This window comes from Peribacillus sp. P4_C12 (assembly GCF_056402095.1).
In genome coordinates, this window is the sequence record NZ_JBFUIB010000007.1 from 1 (window position 1) to 18,871 (window position 18,871).

Below are 18,871 nucleotides of genomic sequence, written 5' to 3' on the forward strand. Positions count from 1 at the left end.
TAGCGGTCTACTTCCCTTGCTACTTCACGGCCTTCATTGATGGCCCAAACAATTAGGCTTTGCCCCCTTCTTGCGTCTCCAGCAGCAAAAACACCTTCTACATTCGTTCTGTATTCTCCATAGACAGCATCAATTTTTTGATTGACGGTTTCTACACCAAATTGAGATAAAAGCGGCTGTTCTGTTCCTTCAAATCCGATTGCGATGAATACAAATTGTGCAGGCCATACTTTTTCCGTTCCCGGGATTTCTTTAAAAATGTATACTCCATCTTCCCCTTTAATTTTTTCCATTGAAATCGTATGCAGCTCTTTTACGTTGCCATTTTCATCGGCGACGATTTTTTTAGTTTGGATTGAATATTGGCGCGGATCTGCACCAAATTTCGCTTCCGCTTCTTCATACGCATATTCAAGTGAAAATACATTCGGGTAGGCTGGCCACATATTATCGGAAGTCCGAGCTGTCGGCAGGATAGGATGCTTCCCGAACTGTACGACACTCTTACATTCTTGGCGAAGAGCAGTAGCAACACAGTCAGCGCCTGTGTCTCCTCCACCAATTACAATGACATCTTTACCCTTTGTATTTAAAAATTGACCATCTTCAAAGTTGGAATCCAACAAGCTTTTAGTCGAAGTCGTTAAGTAATCCATCGCTAGGTGAATGCCTTTTGCTTCGCGCCCTTCAATTACTAAGTCACGTTGCTTTTGAGCACCTGTACATAGGATAACTGCATCATATTGATTTTGCAGTTCTTCGGATGAAATGTCTTTTCCAATTTCCGTATTCGTGACGAAATCGATACCTTCCTGGTTCAATAATTTGATTCGACGCGCAACGACATCTTTTTCAAGCTTCATGTTCGGAATGCCGTATGTTAATAGCCCGCCTGCACGGTCTGAACGCTCATAAACCGTGACCGAATGACCTGCTTGATTTAACTGATCAGCACTTGCTAATCCAGCAGGGCCAGAACCGATGATAGCAATTTTCTTTCCGGTCCTATATTCGGGGATTCGAGGTGTGATCCAGCCATTTTCAAACCCTTTATCGATTATAGTACGTTCGATGTTTTTGATGGCAACCGCAGGATCATTAATCGCAACCGTACAAGACCCTTCACAAGGGGCCGGACAAACACGGCCCGTGAACTCAGGGAAATTATTCGTTTTCGTTAAACGGTCTAATGCTTCTTTCCATCTGCCGCGGTAAACCAAATCATTCCACTCTGGAATCAGGTTATGAATCGGGCAGCCCGTTGTGACTCGGTTCAATTCCATGCCCATATGGCAGAAAGGGGTGGCGCAGTCCATACACCGCGCTCCCTGTGTACTTAACTTTTCATCAGAGAAAGGAGCTGTATACTCTCTCCAGTCGCTTAAACGAGTGAGAGGATTCCGGTCTTTTGGCTTTTCTCGCGGATAATCCATAAATCCTGTTGCTTTTCCCATCTTTCTCTCCCCTTTCTTACTGCATCACAGCTTGTTTTGTAGTTTTTTTATCTTGAACGRCATTTGCTTGAAATGCACTCATAACCGCTTCTTCGTCCGTTAGACCTGCATGCTTTTGCTCTTCGATACTTTTCATCATCCGTTTGTAATCTTTTGGAATGACTTTTACAAATTTCTTAACGAAATCGTCCCAATTCTCCAGTACATAAGAAGCTTTGGCGCTCTCTGTATAATGTAGATGGCTATGGAGCATTTCTTTTACTTCGTTCACATCATTTATATCCTCAAGTGTCTCGAATTCTATCATTTCTACATTGCATAATGCCTTAAATTCTTCTGCATTATCTGCAAGTACATAAGCGATACCGCCTGACATACCTGCAGCAAAGTTTTTGCCGACATCCCCTAGAATTACCACTCGCCCGCCTGTCATATACTCACAGCCGTGGTCGCCGATTCCTTCAACAACAACATTGACACCGCTGTTCCTAACCGCAAAGCGTTCTCCAGCACGTCCATTAATGTATGCTTCGCCGCTTGTTGCGCCGTATAAGGCGATATTTCCGGCAATGACATTATCTCCTGCCTCAATCTGATTACCAGTTGGTGCCGTGACAATGATTTTATCGCCGGATAAACCTTTCCCAACATAGTCATTGACATCGCCTGTCAAATACATCGACATGCCTTTGGGAATGAATGCACCAAAACTTTGGCCTGCTGATCCTGTGAAACGGAGTGTAATCGTATCTTCAGGCAACCCTTCTTCTCCATAACATTTGGATACCTCACTACCGACAATCGTTCCGACTACACGGTTCACGTTCGTAATCGGGAAGCTAACATCCACTTGGGTTTGATCATCTAAAGCAGGTTGCACAACCGGTAAGATCTCCCGAATATCTAAGGATTCTTCAATTTTATGATTTTGAGGACGTTGGAAAGTACGAATGCCCTCTGGTTGGAAAAGAAGTGTCGTTAAGTCCAGATGTTTAGCTTTCCAATGCTTTTGAGCCCGTTCACTCACTTGTAAAACATCGGTGCGGCCAACCATTTCCTCCAATGTTCTAAAACCAAGCTCAGCCATTGTTTCACGAACTTCCTCAGCGATGAAGCGCATGAAATTTACAACATGATCCGGATCTCCTGCAAATTTACTGCGGAGCTCAGGATTTTGCGTGGCAACTCCGACCGGACATGTATCCAAATGGCAAGCACGCATCATTACACATCCAAGGACAACAAGTGGTGCAGTTGCAAAACCAAACTCTTCCGCCCCAAGGATCGCTGCCATAACTACATCGCGTCCCGTCATTAACTTTCCATCTGTCTCAAGGACTACACGACTACGAAGGCCGTTCAGCATCAACGTTTGGTGTGCTTCTGCAAGGCCTAGCTCCCAAGGAAGACCTGTATGTTTAATACTCGTTTTAGGCGAAGCACCTGTACCGCCGTCATATCCACTGATAACAATAACATCTGCAGCACCCTTGGCCACACCTGCTGCGATCGTGCCAACACCTGCTTTAGAAACAAGCTTAACGCTGATCCGTGCATCGCGATTTGCATTTTTCAAATCATGAATTAACTGTGCCAAATCTTCAATCGAGTAGATATCATGATGTGGTGGTGGTGAAATCAGACCAACACCCGGTGTAGAGCCACGAACTTCAGCAACCCACGGATAGACTTTGTTCCCCGGCAGTTGACCACCTTCACCTGGCTTCGCACCTTGCGCCATTTTAATTTGAAGCTCATCTGCATTGACAAGGTAATGACTTTTCACACCAAAACGCCCAGATGCAATTTGCTTAATCCCACTGCGGCGGTTATCACCGTTTTCATCCAATTGATAACGGCTTGGATGTTCTCCGCCTTCACCGCTATTGCTTTTTCCGCCTAAACGGTTCATCGCAATCGCTAATGTTTCATGTGCTTCCTGACTCAAAGAGCCAAATGACATCGCCCCTGTTTTAAATCGGCTGACGATGGATTCTACGGATTCCACTTCATCTATAGAGATACATTGGCGCTTCTGATCGAATGAGAATAAATTACGTAAAAACCCGAGTCTCTCTTCATTCGCCAAGTTTGAATATTGTTTAAATAAACTGTAGTCACCTTTTCGGCAAGCCCATTGAAGTGTATGAATCGTTTTGGGGTTGAAAGCATGATGTTCCCCTGTTTTTCTCCACTGAAAGTCACTTCCGCTTTCAAGCGTCTGATCATAAGAATCTGCTGCAGCATTTTGGTGACGAATTAACGCTTCTTCTGCGATAGTTTCTAGCTCAATCCCGCTAAGCTGTGAAGCCGTACCACTGAAATAACGTTCAATCACATCTGCACTGATTCCTACCGCTTCGAAAATTTGAGCTCCGCGATAACTTTGAATCGTTGAAATACCCATTTTCGACATCACTTTTACGATGCCTTCTGTTAAGGAGCGAACGTATTTGTTTACCGTTTCTTCGTAACTGATGGATAAACTGCCTTCTGATACAGCCTGCTTGTATGTTTCAAAGGCAAGATACGGATAAATGGCATCTACTCCATACCCGATAAGTGCCGCAAAGTGATGCACTTCCCTTGTTTCTCCTGTTTCAACGATAATGCTCACTTTCGTACGATTTCCATGACGTATAAGCTCTTGATGAAGGGCGCTCGCAGCCAATAAGGAAGGTATAGCAGCCTTTTCTTTGCTCATATTTTTGTCAGACAAAATTAAGAGACTTACGCCTTCAGCAATCGCTTGTTCCGCTTCACGGCAGATTCGATCCAGTTCGCTCTCTAAATCTTCTGAAAATAGAGTTTGAATGACCTTGCTTTTGAATTCCGGATATACAATTTCTTTTAGCTGCTTCATCTGACCTGGCGTCAAAACAGGTGAATCCAATTGAATCCGGCGGCTGTTTGTTTCATTTGGATTCAGAAGATCTCCTTCCGCACCTAAGAAAGTCATCGTTGACGTGACAATTTGCTCACGAAGCGAATCGATTGGCGGATTGGTTACCTGTGCAAAGGATTGCTTGAAATAGTTGAATAACGATTGCGGACGGTCAGATAAGACCGCAAGCGGGATGTCATTCCCCATGGAACCTAATGGATCTTTACCTTCCTTAATAACCGGCAGTAGATATTTTTGAACATCTTCATACGTATAGCCAAACGCTTTTTGTCGGAAAAGTAAATCAGACAACAGTTCCTCCTCAACTACTTGTTCTTCGTTATTTAATTGAACAAGCTGCTCGTCCAGCCATTGCTGGTAAGGATATTCCTGTGCCATTTCGGATTTGATTTCTTCATCTGAAATAATGCGGCCTTCCTCTAAATCTAGTAAAAGCATTCTACCTGGGCTTAAACGATCTTTATATAATACATTCTCCGGCTCCACATCGATCACGCCGACTTCAGAGGAGAAAATGATGTAATCATCTTTGGTCACATAATATCGTGCTGGTCTTAAACCATTACGATCTAAAATGGCTCCAATTTGTTTCCCGTTCGTAAAGGAAATCGCCGTTGGACCATCCCACGGTTCCATCAGCATGCTATGATATTCGTAAAAAGCCTTCTTTTCCTTCGTCATATGTGGGTTTTCCGTCCATGGTTCAGGAATAAGCATCATGGCTGCATGCGCCGGTTTTCGGCCTGCAAGTACAAAAAACTCTAGGGCATTATCTAGAATCGAAGAATCACTTCCGTCTATATCTAATATAGGAAGGACCTTTTGCAAATCATCTCCAAATGCTTCTGAAACAAACTGCTGTTCACGCGCTTTCATCCAGTTTACATTTCCTCTAAGCGTATTGATTTCACCATTATGAATCAGGTAACGGTTTGGATGTGCCCGTTCCCAACTCGGAAACGTGTTTGTACTGAAGCGGGAATGCACTAAAGCAAAAGCCGAAACAAAATCTTCTTGTTGAAGATCAAGATAAAAAGCATCTACCTGCTCTGGTGTCAACAATCCTTTGTACACAATCGTAGTACTTGAAAGACTAGCAAAATAAAAACGATTACCACGTTCACGAGCCCAGTTTTCAGCTTGTTTTCTAATAATGAATAGTTTACGTTCAAAAGCTAAATCGTCGGATATCTCCTCACTAGCCCCAATGAATACTTGGCGGATCGTCGGACATGTCTCCTTGCCGACCTCTCCGATTTTTGCTACATCGACGGGAACCGTTCTCCAGCCTAAAAGCGTTTGTCCCTCTTGTTCTATAAAAGCATTTAGACGTGCTTCAATCTCATTCCGTTCCAAATCATTGTTTGAGAAAAAGAGCATCCCCACACCATAGCGCCCTTTAGCTGGCAAATTCATTTCCGGGCATGCCAGTCTGAAGTATCTATCAGGAATTTGCACCATTAATCCTGCGCCATCTCCTGTAAGGGGATCGCTTCCTTGTCCTCCACGATGATCTAATTGACACAGCATCTTTAGTCCTTGTTTGACGATGTCATGTGTAGCAAGCCCTTTTAAATGAGCGTATAAACCGATCCCACATGCATCATGTTCAAATTCAGGATGGTAGAGACCTTGTGCCTTTGGTATTTGATTGTATGTCATATTAATCGCCCCCATCGTATTCTTATACCGTTATTTCACTTACATTTTATTCTAGGTTTTCAAATCAATATAAACAATATATAATTCTATTAAAATCTATCTCATATTGAGATGGATGAATGGAGGATGAATAAATGGAACTACGTCAATTACGTTATTTTGTTGAAGTCGCTGAAAGAGAACATGTCTCTGAAGCCGCAGCGCACCTGCATATCGCACAATCAGCAATCAGCCGGCAGATCGCCAGACTAGAAGATGAACTTGGGGTCCTTTTATTTGAAAAAGCAGGCCGTAATATTCAGTTAACTCCTATTGGTAAAATATTCTTAGCTCATGCAAAAACGGCAATAAAGGCGATAGAATATGCAAAAGATCAAATAGAAGAATTTTTAGACCCTGAACATGGAACAATTAAGATCGGCTTTCCTACAAGTCTCTCCACCCAATTATTACCTACCGTTATTTCCGCATTTAAAGATGAGCAGCCGAATATCGGGTTTCACTTAAGACAGGGTTCGTATTCCGCATTAAAGGAAGCTGTCAAAAACCGCGAAATCGGATTAGCCTTTCTTGGCCCAGTTCCAACACAAGATCCAGATATCGAAGGCCATATTTTATTCACAGAAAACATTTCTGCTTTACTTCCCATCTCCCATCCATTAGCTGATAAGAAGAGTTTGCGACTTAGCGACTTACGAGATGTTCCATTCGTATTATTTCCAAAAGGATACATTCTCCATAGCATTGCGATCGATGCATGCAAGCAAGCAGGATTCACACCGATCATTGCCTCAGAAGGTGAAGATATGGATTCCATAAAAGGACTCGTATCAGCGGGAATTGGAGTCAGCCTTCTACCTGACAGTACCTTTTATGAAGTAATTCCCAGACTAACTGTAAAAATCCCGATTGATACACCTGACGTCAAGCGAACAGTTGGTATCATCACACCTAAAAACAGGGATTTGGCTCCTTCCGAAAAAGTATTTTACCAGTTTGTCAAAAAGTTTTTCTCGATTCTAGAGCAGTACCAATAATTATTCCAGAATAATATAAATGAATGATACTTACTCAATGCATAGCTCTTGCATAGCCTATTTCCACTTCAATATTGAGAGTATATTGAAAGTGGATTAAATATGTGATTGAAATGATGGAACTTTTGAAAAATCACCCTTCTTCCAAAACTAGCAATTTCGTCAATTGGATTAATGTTCAGTAAATCAGTGTGATTGAAGATAGGAAATTTGAGGTAAAAAGACAGTTAGCCGAGGCACGCAGGAATTCAATCCAAGGTTGCCGAGACCACTGTCTTTTTCTTGTTCTGCCTTTATTTAGGAGTTTGATCAAGCTTGCCATTGAAAAAACGTACAGCGTTTCTTCCATAAGTAATCTAAGCTAAAATGCAGGACGATTTTGATCCTCTTTTTTCAAAAGACAACTTACCAAGAGCCCACTTTACGAATAACGTATCAAGATTATTTGTTCAGGAGGAGTTTATATGAAACCCACTCATTCACACCTTGCTTGGCACGAAACACTTGAACTTCATGAATTGGTCGCCGCCCAGTCCAATGCACTTATGAAATTGAAAAAAGCTTATCCAAAAGTAAAAGATCCCATTTTAAAAACGATTTACAAGCAAATGATTGATACACTAACTCAAAACATTATAGAGTTGCTTAAATTTTATCCGTTGGCACCTAAAACAGAGAGGGATGATGAGGAGGAGGAACAAAGAGACAATATATCAGCCACGGCTGCCGGAGATTTGCTAGGCTTGGCCAAATCATCTATCAACAATTATGCTACTGCCCTGACTGAAACGGCCACTCCTTCCCTACGAAAAGTATTTAAAAAGCATTTAAATGGAGCTATTGATAACCATGCCAAAATTTTCAACTATCTATACGAAAGAAACCTATATCCTGCTTATGACTTTAATCAACTGCTTCAAAATGACGTGAATGTAGCTAATAAGGCTCTTTCCCAACAATTCTAAACACAAAAAAGGTAAGTGCACCGAATGGGTGTCCGCTTGCCTTTTTCTCACTTTCCGTTAAATTGCTGGGTCCAGTAGTTTCAATAGCAAACTATGGGACAGATGAGCTCCATTAATATGTTATAATATTAAATAATTGTTTATTATTGGATTACGAATTAAATTTAGGGGGAGAAAATAATAAAAAAAGTATTTCTATCAATCATGATATCCCTGCTCTCATTTTCTTTAGTTGCCTGTAAGAATGCTGAACCGAAATCTGAGAATTCTCTTTCTGTTTCTAAGTTGACCGAAAGAGAAAAGTCCATCCTTACGAATACAAGTGAACACTCCTTTCTTATCGATTTTGATGTTGATGATACATATAAGAAGATGTCCGTTTGGGTCGAAAAATATGAAGCTGGCAAACTTGTTGAAGATGAAATGGGCCTCATGACAACTGGGATTAAAGATAATGGTACGATCATCTTTACAACATCTAAAACGCCCGAAAAACAAAATCTATCGATGTTTAATATCAGTATTCAAAGCGATGATGGTGTGTCTACAGCTACTTATTTAGAAAAGATTGAAGAAAAAGATTCCATCGTAACCGGCAGTATTGAAACGATAAATATGCTGAATACAAACAAGCTCGTATTAGCGAGTATTTGCTATTCAAGCGGAAATGAAAGCATGCATTCTCTTTCTACGGATTTTTATAATGATATGGATAGTCACATAAACGAATTAAAAGATTACGATGTTGTCTATCTTCTGAGAAGTGAATTTACTAAATAAGCTTTTTAGAACTGAATCTAGGGGTATCTAAGATGTTCATTAGCCATGTTCTTTCATTCGTTCTCCCCCTAAAGGTTAGGTTATTAACTTTAAGAGTTTTCGTTTAGGTTATTTCTATTTCTATTGATTAAATTTACTTCTACCATACAGTTCGAGATTCTATCCTCCCTTATACAGAGAAAAAAGACAGCATCCTCGGCTGTCTTTTTTTAATATCTAATAATTGTTATTCTTCAACTTCTATCGTAAATCTATAGGCTTTTTCAGCCATGAAAAAATTATTTTCATTTTTATTCTTAGTTGGGTCAGGTATTATAAAACTTGTAAATTCATATAGTCCTGGTTTATTTGGTGACTCTTTGCTGAAGTAGAAGCTACAGCACGGGGTTTTAGACCAATTGGGTTTGAACCTGAAAGTTTAGCATTTCCTACTGATTCACTTATTTCAACAACGCTGAGTAAGTTGAGGATTCATCTAAGATAGGTTTGTGACAATTTTTCAACATCTTTAAAAAGTCTATTGAAGTAAAAGATTTCTAAGTGTAATCTTTTAAAATAAAAAAATAGAAAGAAGATTTTTAAATTGAAGAAGCTCATCCTTTTCTTTGCAGCAGTAGTCATTGCAAGTTCTCTCGGACACCAAATAAACGGCGGATATAATGACCCCCGTAAATCCCGCCCTAGATATCATATAAAATAATGAATCTTGCTTTAATCAGTTTGATTCCTAATGCCTTTTGATAAAAGGCACAAAAAAAAACGCCCTGAACTATATCCCGAATTTTTGACACATGGGTTATTTCAAAGGTCATGTCAATAACCCACTTGGGATGCGCTTGATGCAGAAAACTAAATGTAGTGAAAGAGAATGTCAAAAAACAATATGTCTAAATTTTTGCTTTCTCAATAGTTTTTTGTATTTCAAATCGAATTAACTAGTATGACATTGATATTTTTGTCTTTATATCATTTGTAATAGAAGGGTATAAACAGTAACGCCGCCCAAACAAAAAACAGCCGTTTAACATAAATGTTAAACGGCTTTACTTTTTATTTTTTATACTTCTTAACCGTTACTTTTGCTGCTTTACTTGTATTGCCAGCTTTATCTTTTGCTGAGACATATAATACAGAACCTGCTTTTTTCTTGCTGATTTTAACAGAGAATTTTCCATTTTTATCAGCTTTAGCTGTGCCGATATTTTTATCTTGGTACTTCACCGTAACAGTTGAACCGATTTCCGCTTTACCAGTTACGTTAGTGGATTTATCGTTTACTTCATTCACTTTCGGTGCACTTGGAGCTGTTTTATCTTTAACCGTTACTTTTGCTGCTTTCCCTGTATTGCCAGCTTTATCTTTAGCTGAGACGTATAATACAGAACTTGCTTTTTTCTTGCTAATTTTAATAGAGAATTTTCCATTTTTATCAGCTTTAGCTGTGCCGATATTTTTGTTTTGGTACTTCACCGTAACAGTCGAACCGATTTCCGCTTTACCAGTTACGTTGGTGGATTTGTCGTTTACTTCGTTCACTTTCGGTGCACTTGGAGCTGTTTTATCAATTACAGTCACGGTCGCTGCTTTACTTTCACGTTTTGCCAAGTCTGTAGCTGTGATTGAAAGCTTAGTCCCCGCTTTTTGTTTGCTGATTTTTACTTTAAAATTCCCCTTGCTATCCGTGTTGCCTGAACCAATTACTTTTTTTGCATTATTTTTGATTGTAATTTTCATCTCGGCTTGCGATTGACCAGTTACATACGTATCTTTGTCACTGACAGCCTTAACAGTTGGCTTATTAGGTGTTTCACCCTTCTTCACAAACACCTTGATTGTAGATACTGCTAGTTTGGAAGAATCAGATATATTCACAGTAAGAAGCTGACTTGCTTTTTGGACTGGAATCTTAATACTGAACGTTCCATTGGCTGCAGCTGTCGTTTTACCAAGCATTTGCTTTCCATTTTTCACTTCGATTGTCGAACCTTTTTTTGCTGATCCTGCAATTTTTGTTTGCGTATCAATTAATGGATTAACTTTAGCTTGTAAATCCACTGTACTAAGTGCACTATAAGCATTCAGTCTTCCAAATCCCGATACGATATCTTTTCCAATAGGTAATTCTTCTACTGGGTATAGGATTTCTCCTTCCTCAGGTTGGTAGTCCTCATACGGATCTACATTATCTTCTTCTTCAAAAGCAACATATTCGGATGTCTCGTGAAGAATTTCTCTTACATCATTTAATTTTAAACCAGGATTCCCGGATAATAACAAGGCAGTAGTTGCCGCAACATGAGGAGCTGCCATTGATGTACCATCCATGTAGGTAACATTCCCATTCGGTACAAGGCTTGGAATGCCTGTCCCTGGAGCAACCATGTCTAATTTCGCGCCATAATTAGAATAATCCGATACTAAATCAAGGGCATTGGTTGCACCGACGGAAATGACATATTTAGAAGATGCAGGGTAAGAAAGACCTTCCATCCCATCATTACCGCTTGCTACGACAACCATTACATTTTTGGCAGCAGCATCTTTCAAAGCATGTTCAATTGTTCTGCTGTATTCTCCACCTAAGCTAAGGTTTATGACCTTGGCGCCATGGTCCACAGCATATTTAATGCCTAATGCAATTTTCTCCATGTCTCCATACCCTGAAGAATCGAGAACCTTTACAGGCATGATTTTAGCTACTGGATTAATTCCTTGCATAGAATACCCATTATCAGCTTTGGCCGCGATAATCCCAGAAACATGGGTACCATGACCATTGTCATCAACGGCATTTCCTTTTTTATCAATGAAGTTCTTACCTAAATCCATGCGAACTTTATCTTTCAAATCCGCCAGGGAATCATCAACACCTGTGTCGACAACCGCTACTAATGTATCCTTTAAATTACGTTTCTTAATAAGGTTTTGCAGTTTTTCGTTATCGATGTCTGCTCCCTTAAAGCCCTCTTCTCCACCGGGGTTATTTAAAGACCATTGATACGGTGACTGAATATCGGCTGAAAGTGCTTTGTACGTTTTGACCGCTTCGATATATTCCACTTCTGGAAGTTTCTCGATATTCGATAGAGATGCTGTGCTCATTTTAGCTTGATTGTTTAACTCTACAACGTACATATCATCATACAGAACCTCTTGTTTCTTAGGTGTCGATAATGTTCCATATCCTTTTCCTTTTACCTTGGATTGGACTGAACTTAAAGACTTCCCAGGTTTAAGTTTGACAATATATTTGTTCTTTATATTCTTCGATGCTGGAAGTTCAATTCCTGCTTTGCTTGCGATATCGACGATTCTCTCACCTGCAAGCTTATCAAGGTTGATTTTCTTTGCAATGCTGTTCATTTCTTTTTTCAATCCAGCTGGAGCGACGTCTGCTGTCTTATTAAATAATGCTTTAATCGCTTCTTGCTGTTTGTTGCTAATGACTTCTGTACTGCTTACTCCATTTTCATTAAGATCCTCAATTAGAGGCTTAAGGACGACTAAATGATTATAGACAGCATCTCTGGCAGTTTTATTACTAGCCAGATGAAGAGCTAGGAATGGAGAGGCTTTATAGTATAAAGATGAAAGGCTACGTCCCTCAGATGACTTCGTGAGAACTTCGTCTCTAAACACGCGAAGTGTTTTCAACATAGATTCTCCCGTTTTCTTATCGGTTACGCTTACTTCAACTGGGCATGATTCGAGATCCATCTCTTCGTCCCCAGCGGATGGTGGCAGCGTTACAGAATGAGCATTGATAGAGTATTCAGCTTCATTTCTAGCTTCTGGTATAGGATTTCCCTCTTCATCCATTTCACCAAAATATTCAACTTTAACATAATACGTGCCTTCCCAAGCATATGGGAAATCCACAACAGCCTTTTCATCAGGATAAGCAGAGGCCATGTAATTACTCTCATCTTGTTCTGCTTTTTCTTTATCTTGATAAACGGAAATATTCAAGATTTGCTCCGAATTGACTTCGAACTCAATATGGGAGAATTTTTGTATTTCTTCTTCTGTCGGTTTAATTTGATACCATTGAACATCCGGTTTTTCAAACTTCCCGACTAAAGTATCTCCATTTTTAATTGGTTTTACGTTCTCAATGGGTGATACAGGATTTGGTGCAGCTTGAGATTTTTGTGGAACCATCAAGCTGAAAATCAGTGCAAAAATAAGTACAAACGCTGTAAATCGACTTACACTCTTAAATTTCACAGTTTCGCCTCCAATAAATAGTAAAAAATTACATCACTATACCAAACTATCATACTGTAAAATTTTATCAACCAATTTTTTCCCTTTTTCATAAAAAATGCTTGATAGTACTGAACAATTTGCTGAAAAATGGTTCACATGTACCAATTAAGAAACAATTTATATCCAAAAACAGTATTTTTATCAAAAATAGTAGGTGAAATTCACTTAGGCATCCAATAACTAGTTGATGATTTCAAAATCTGATATTTAATACCGGAAATCGACATTTATCATAGAAATCACAAAATATGTCGAATTTCAGATTTATTTCTGCTCATGAAAAAAAAGCTGACCCTGCACAAGACATGCGGGCCAGCTCTCAACTATTTAGTTTGCGACAATGTTGACTAGTTTTCCTGGTACAGCAATGACTTTACGGATGGTTTTGCCATCAATTTGTTCTTTGATGGAGTCATCGCCCATCGCAATTTCTTCTAGTTTTTCTTTCGTTGTGTCAGTTGGAACCATTAATTTGGCTTTGACTTTTCCGTTGATTTGGATGACGATTTCAACTTCGTTGTCGACTAGCTTAGCTTCGTCAAACGCTGGCCATGTTCCGTATGTGATGCTTTCAGAATGGCCAAGTTTAGACCAAAGTTCTTCGGCGATATGCGGTGCAACTGGCGCAAGCAATTTCACGAAGCCTTCGATATATACTTTAGGAAGCGAATCTGCTTTGTAGGCATCATTGATAAATACCATCAGCTGTGAAATCGCCGTATTGAATTTCAATTCTTCATAGTTCTCGGTCACTTTTTTTGCCGTTTGATGATACACTTTTTCAAGCTTTCCGCTGTCATCAGTATCAGCTATTTTATCTGTAATCGTGCCGTCTTCGCTAATTAGTAAACGCCAGATACGATCAAGGAATCGGCGCGAACCGTCCAATCCGTTTGTCGACCAAGCAATGGAAGCGTCCAATGGTCCCATGAACATTTCGTACATACGAAGTGTATCGGCACCATGGCTTTCAACGATGTCATCTGGGTTTACGACATTGCCCTTTGATTTACTCATTTTTTCATTATTCTCTCCAAGGATCATTCCTTGGTTGAATAGGTTTTGGAAAGGTTCACTCGTTGGTACGATACCGATATCGTACAAGAATTTATGCCAGAAGCGAGCGTACAATAAGTGAAGAACTGCATGCTCAGCACCACCAATATAAATGTCGACTGGCATCCATTCTTTTAATTTTTCCGGATCTGCAAGTGCTTCTGTGTTGTCCGGATCAATATAACGAAGGAAGTACCAGCTGCTGCCTGCCCATTGTGGCATTGTATTCGTCTCACGGCGGCCTTTACGTCCGTTTTCATCCGTTACATTCACCCATTCCGTAATGTTCGCAAGCGGTGATTCACCAGTGCCTGAAGGCTTGATGTCAGTTGCTTTCGGTAAAATCAATGGAAGTTCTTCTTCTTTCACCGCGGACATTGTGCCATCTTCCCAATGGATGATTGGAATTGGTTCACCCCAGTAACGTTGGCGGCTGAATAACCAGTCGCGAAGACGGTACGTGATTTTTTTCGTGCCGATTTCTTTTTCTTCCAGCCATTTGATCATGGTTGAAATGCCTTCTTCTTTATTCAATCCATCTAGGAATTCAGAATTCACATGAAGACCGTCGCCTGTGTATGCTTCTTTTGTCACATCTCCACCAGCTACAACTTCCTTAATTGGCAATTCGAATTTAACAGCAAATTCATAATCACGTTCATCATGCGCAGGAACGGCCATGATAGCACCCGTTCCGTAGCTGATTAACACATAATCAGCAATCCAGATCGGCATTTTCTCGCCATTGACTGGATTTATTGCATAAGCCCCTGTGAACACACCTGATTTATCTTTTGCCAAGTCTGTTCTTTCCAAGTCACTTTTATGTTTCACTTCATCTAAATAAGCGTCAACTGCAGATCTTTGTTCAGTAGTCGTAATTTTATCAACAAATGAATGCTCTGGAGCCAATACCGCATACGTTGCACCGAATAAAGTATCCGGACGAGTCGTAAACACCGTGAATGTTTCATCGTGGCCATCGATATTGAACGTCACTTCCGCTCCCTCAGAACGGCCAATCCAGTTACGTTGCATATCCTTAATGTTCTCCGGCCAATCCACATCATTCAAATCGTCGATCAAACGGTCTGCATAAGCTGTGATTCGAAGCATCCACTGCTTCATCGGACGGCGCTCAACCGGATGGCCTCCACGCTCACTTTTTCCATCGATGACTTCTTCGTTCGCCAAAACTGTGCCAAGTGCCGGACACCAGTTCACAGCCACTTCATCAATATAAGCAAGACCCTTTTCATATAATTTCAAGAAGATCCATTGCGTCCATTTATAATATTCAGGGTCGGTCGTGTTGATTTCTCGGTCCCAGTCATAAGAGAAACCAAGCGCCTTGATTTGACGGCGGAATGTGTTGATGTTGTGTTCCGTAAATTCCGCTGGGTCATTCCCCGTATCAATCGCATACTGCTCTGCCGGAAGTCCAAAAGCATCCCAGCCGATTGGATGTAACACATTATATCCCTGCGCCCGCTTCATTCTTGCTAAAATATCGCTTGCCGTATAACCTTCAGGATGCCCAACATGAAGACCCGCTCCTGATGGATATGGGAACATATCAAGCGCGTAGAATTTACGTTTTCCGCTCTCTTCCCCTGTTTTAAATGTCTTATTGCCTTCCCAATACTGTTGCCATTTCGTTTCTATACTTCTATGGTCAAAACTCATTTGATTTCCTCCTAATTTCCATATAAAAAAACAATAAAAAAACCCCTCATCCCAAATAGGGACGAGAGGATTATGTATATCTTCCCGCGGTACCACCCACATTGGCGATACTTAAAAAACCGCCCAGCTCAAACATCCGTAACATGGATTAAACGCCAGGCATTACTATTACCTTCACACCTGTAACTCCAAGGCGAGTTCACAATCATTCCAGGTTGACTTGCACCATCCGTCAACTCTCTATACTGGTTCTAATCGCTACTGCTCCTCATCATAGTCTTTATGAGAATATTTGATTATATTACATTCTAGTCAATTTTACCGATAATTGCAATAGCCGTTCACCAACATTATCAACAGGTTTTTCATAATATATGCGTTTTTGAGAAAAATTGTTCAAAAATAAATAGGGAGCTATGCATCCATAGCCCCCATTCTTACTTTAATGACGCAGTAAAATCATCTCATTTTTCATTTCATTCAACTGCTGTTGCATCCGAGAAAGCATATCTCGTTGTTGGGCATTCGAACTGGCATACAATCGTTCCATATCCGTCAAAGCCTCTTCGATATATCTTTGCGAATTTTGAAATTGTTCATCATCATAATGCTCCTGCCGTGAAGCCTCGTTAAATTCAAACTCTGCAAAATGGAGAGCCCCTTCACATTGCTCTAAAAAATGATCGATGGATTGTCTGGTGGCCATTTCAAACCCTCTCCTTCGCGTCTCATTTGGATGATTTGGAATCATCTCGATTAGTTTGAGCAATTAACGAGTGGATTATCAGTTTTTTTGAGGAATCATTATTTATCCCAAAATTTCTCTCCTTGATGGGAAATAAACTGATCAATCCATTCGGCAAAGCCCATATGGAGTTTCTCGCCTTCTTCAAAATCGTCGATATGTCCTTTTACCATTAAATAATTCTTATCGCCTTTCGCAACGGCTTCCCCATCAATCACGATATTATCTTGATAGATGCAAGCAACCTTATAACATCCTTCGTAGGAGTCTTCATATGTGTAATTAATAATATCATCCAGGCTGTATAAATCATTTTCTCCCCCGGATTCAAGGTTATCGAACAGACGGCATCCATTCGTTATTTTCAAAAATTCTTTATAATCATCGGGCAGCAGCAATCCAGTTTTCTGTTCAAAGGAATGAATTTGTTCGTCCGAGGCAGGTGAATTGAAGGTACAAGTGGCTTTATATATAAACCCATCTTCATTTACTTCGATCACCTGATTATTTTCGGCTAATTTCTTTTTCATTTGATTAATTGCTTCTTCAACTTGACCAGTCATGTCCATCAGCTCCCGATTGGATTTATCATTCACTAGATATACTGGCATTAGTAGCCAATGTTTAACCTTCAAGTATTCATTATACGCTTATTTTTAGAAAAAAGACCTAGCTGCCAGAATGTTGTATAATATATGTTGCGCTTTATTATTCTTAGGAGGTTGCTGACTTGAATCAAGCAAACCCGTTTTTATATGCATCGGATAACAAACGATATCATACTTGGAATTATCACTTACGCAATCACTTTGGACATAAAGTTTTTAAGGTTGCTCTAGACGGCGGTTTTGACTGTCCGAACCGTGATGGCACCGTCGCACATGGAGGCTGTAGCTTCTGCAGTGTCTCTGGATCGGGAGACTTTGCAGGTAACCGCGTTGAACCGCTCGACGTCCAGTTTAAGAAAGTCAGTGAGCGAATGCATCATAAATGGAAAGACGGAAAGTATATGGCCTATTTCCAAGCGTTCACGAATACGCATGCACCCGTGGTAGAGCTTCGTGAAAAATACGAAAGCGTACTGACTCAAGAGGGTGTCATCGGCCTCTCCATCGCGACACGGCCGGACTGTCTGCCAGATGATGTAGTCGAATATTTAGCGGAACTGAACGAACGTACTTACCTCTGGGTGGAGCTTGGCCTGCAGACCGTTCATGAAAAAACCGCCATGATGATCAACCGTGCTCATGATTTTGATTGCTACAAAGAAGGCGTTGATAAACTGCGCAAACATGGCATTCGAGTTTGCTCCCACATCATTAATGGCCTTCCTCAAGAGGACTACGAAATGATGATGGAAACAGCTCGTGAAGTCGCGAAACTAGATGTGCAGGGCATTAAGATTCACTTACTTCATCTATTAAAAGGGACGCCCATGGTCAAGCAATATGAAAAGGGCCTGCTTGAATTTCTTGACCGTGACGATTATGTCAATCTTGTTTGTGATCAGTTGGAAATAATCCCTCCTGAAATGATCGTTCACCGCATAACTGGAGACGGTCCGATTGATTTGATGATTGGACCGATGTGGAGCGTCAATAAATGGGATGTATTGAATGCCATTGATGCCGAATTGAAACGCCGCAACAGCTGGCAGGGGAAAAATTATCATATGGAGGTACCATCACGATGAAGCTGGATCGCATTTTGCCATTCGCAAAACTTCTGCTTGAAAAAGCAGTTCAACCCGGGGACATTACCGTTGACGGCACTATGGGCAACGGCTTTGACACTGTCTTTCTTGCAGGACTAACTGGTGAAAAAGGACATGTCTATAGTTTTGACATTCAAGAAGATGCCATTCAAATCACAGCAGCCAAACTGAAGGCTGAAAGTATGCATGAACGCTGCACTCTCGTTCATGACGGACACGAGCAGATGAACAAATACATCAGCAAAGAACATTTTGGGAATATTACTGGAGCTATTTTTAACCTGGGCTACCTTCCTGGTGGAGACAAATCAATCGTCACCCAAGCTAATACAACGATATCTGCAATTGAACAGCTGTTCGAAATGATGGCTCCCGAAGGTATCATCATCCTCGTCATCTATCACGGTCATCCAGAAGGTGCTACTGAACGGGACGCATTATTACACTATGTTCAGGATCTCCCTCAGCAAAAAGCCCATGTCCTGAAATATGACTTCATTAATCAAGCCAATAATCCGCCATTCATAGTGGCAATTGAAAAGAGATAACCACAATTAACACCGTTCATTAAAACGGTGTTTTTCATATTCATCGAAAA

At 40.6% G+C, this 18,871-nt stretch carries 11 protein-coding genes and 1 other annotated feature; of the genes, 5 read left to right on the top strand and 6 right to left on the bottom strand.

What is annotated here, in order from left to right; all coding sequences use genetic code 11:
• Positions 1 to 1,454, bottom strand: a 1,454-nt coding sequence (gene gltD, locus AC1DUW_RS03295; protein WP_477641996.1) for a glutamate synthase small subunit, incomplete at its 3' end; no start/stop codon positions are given.
• A 16-nt stretch (positions 1,455 to 1,470) separates the two neighbouring features.
• Positions 1,471 to 6,021, bottom strand: coding sequence for a glutamate synthase large subunit (gene gltB / locus AC1DUW_RS03300; RefSeq protein WP_477641997.1), 4,551 nt, complete (start codon positions 6,019 to 6,021; stop codon positions 1,471 to 1,473).
• Between the two features lie 134 nt (positions 6,022 to 6,155).
• On the opposite strand from gltB, the gene gltC reads away from it, so the two are divergent.
• The 3 genes from gltC to AC1DUW_RS03315 all read left to right on the top strand — a co-directional run bounded on the left by gltC (position 6,156) and on the right by AC1DUW_RS03315 (position 8,803).
• A complete protein-coding gene (gene gltC, locus AC1DUW_RS03305; protein ID WP_379110572.1) occupies positions 6,156 to 7,058 on the top strand; it encodes a glutamate biosynthesis transcriptional regulator GltC in 903 nt (300 codons plus the stop codon).
• A 464-nt stretch (positions 7,059 to 7,522) separates the two neighbouring features.
• Positions 7,523 to 8,023 carry a spore coat protein gene (locus tag AC1DUW_RS03310; RefSeq protein ID WP_056521148.1) on the top strand — a complete coding sequence of 167 codons (501 nt, stop codon included), beginning with the start codon at positions 7,523 to 7,525 and terminating at the stop codon, positions 8,021 to 8,023.
• 204 nt (positions 8,024 to 8,227) lie between these two features.
• Entirely contained in the window at positions 8,228 to 8,803 is a 576-nt protein-coding gene (locus AC1DUW_RS03315) for a hypothetical protein (protein WP_477641998.1), read from the top strand.
• Positions 8,804 to 9,853: 1,050 nt separating this feature from the next.
• Here AC1DUW_RS03315 and AC1DUW_RS03320 read toward each other — a convergent pair.
• The 4 genes from AC1DUW_RS03320 to AC1DUW_RS03335 form a co-directional block, all read right to left on the bottom strand.
• On the bottom strand, positions 9,854 to 13,030 hold the full coding sequence (locus AC1DUW_RS03320; protein WP_477641999.1) for a S8 family peptidase: 3,177 nt from the start codon (positions 13,028 to 13,030) through the stop codon (positions 9,854 to 9,856).
• A 369-nt stretch (positions 13,031 to 13,399) separates the two neighbouring features.
• Complete coding sequence (leuS, locus tag AC1DUW_RS03325; RefSeq protein WP_477642000.1) at positions 13,400 to 15,814, bottom strand: leucine--tRNA ligase; 2,415 nt, start codon at positions 15,812 to 15,814, stop codon at positions 13,400 to 13,402.
• A gap of 54 nt (positions 15,815 to 15,868) precedes the next feature.
• Positions 15,869 to 16,098 (bottom strand) — a binding site (T-box leader).
• A gap of 158 nt (positions 16,099 to 16,256) precedes the next feature.
• On the bottom strand, positions 16,257 to 16,520 hold the full coding sequence (locus AC1DUW_RS03330; protein ID WP_053347888.1) for a DUF2524 family protein: 264 nt from the start codon (positions 16,518 to 16,520) through the stop codon (positions 16,257 to 16,259).
• Between the two features lie 98 nt (positions 16,521 to 16,618).
• A complete protein-coding gene (locus AC1DUW_RS03335; RefSeq protein ID WP_082527421.1) occupies positions 16,619 to 17,170 on the bottom strand; it encodes an SMI1/KNR4 family protein in 552 nt (183 codons plus the stop codon).
• A 119-nt stretch (positions 17,171 to 17,289) separates the two neighbouring features.
• Here AC1DUW_RS03335 and mnmL point away from each other — a divergent pair, with 119 nt between their 5' ends.
• Together mnmL and mnmM are read left to right on the top strand one after the other, a co-directional pair.
• Positions 17,290 to 18,252: a tRNA modification radical SAM protein MnmL/YtqA gene (gene mnmL, locus AC1DUW_RS03340; protein ID WP_477642001.1), complete on the top strand. Its 963-nt coding sequence runs from the start codon at positions 17,290 to 17,292 to the stop codon at positions 18,250 to 18,252.
• Positions 18,249 to 18,821 carry a tRNA 5-(aminomethyl)-2-thiouridylate-methyltransferase MnmM gene (gene mnmM, locus AC1DUW_RS03345; protein ID WP_053347891.1) on the top strand — a complete coding sequence of 191 codons (573 nt, stop codon included), beginning with the start codon at positions 18,249 to 18,251 and terminating at the stop codon, positions 18,819 to 18,821. The genes mnmL and mnmM overlap by 4 nt, the downstream gene beginning before the upstream one ends.
• Positions 18,822 to 18,871 lie beyond the last annotated feature (50 nt).

What these genes read in the sequence shown, in the direction of transcription:
- gltC (WP_379110572.1), top strand. Translation starts at nt 6,156, where the DNA reads ATGGAACTACGTCAATTACGTTATTTTGTTGAAGTCGCTGAAAGAGAA.
- AC1DUW_RS03310 (WP_056521148.1), top strand. Translation starts at nt 7,523, where the DNA reads ATGAAACCCACTCATTCACACCTTGCTTGGCACGAAACACTTGAACTT.
- AC1DUW_RS03315 (WP_477641998.1), top strand. Translation starts at nt 8,228, where the DNA reads ATGATATCCCTGCTCTCATTTTCTTTAGTTGCCTGTAAGAATGCTGAA.
- leuS (WP_477642000.1), bottom strand. Translation starts at nt 15,814, where the DNA reads ATGAGTTTTGACCATAGAAGTATAGAAACGAAATGGCAACAGTATTGG.
- AC1DUW_RS03330 (WP_053347888.1), bottom strand. Translation starts at nt 16,520, where the DNA reads ATGGCCACCAGACAATCCATCGATCATTTTTTAGAGCAATGTGAAGGG.
- AC1DUW_RS03335 (WP_082527421.1), bottom strand. Translation starts at nt 17,170, where the DNA reads ATGCCAGTATATCTAGTGAATGATAAATCCAATCGGGAGCTGATGGAC.
- mnmM (WP_053347891.1), top strand. Translation starts at nt 18,249, where the DNA reads ATGAAGCTGGATCGCATTTTGCCATTCGCAAAACTTCTGCTTGAAAAA.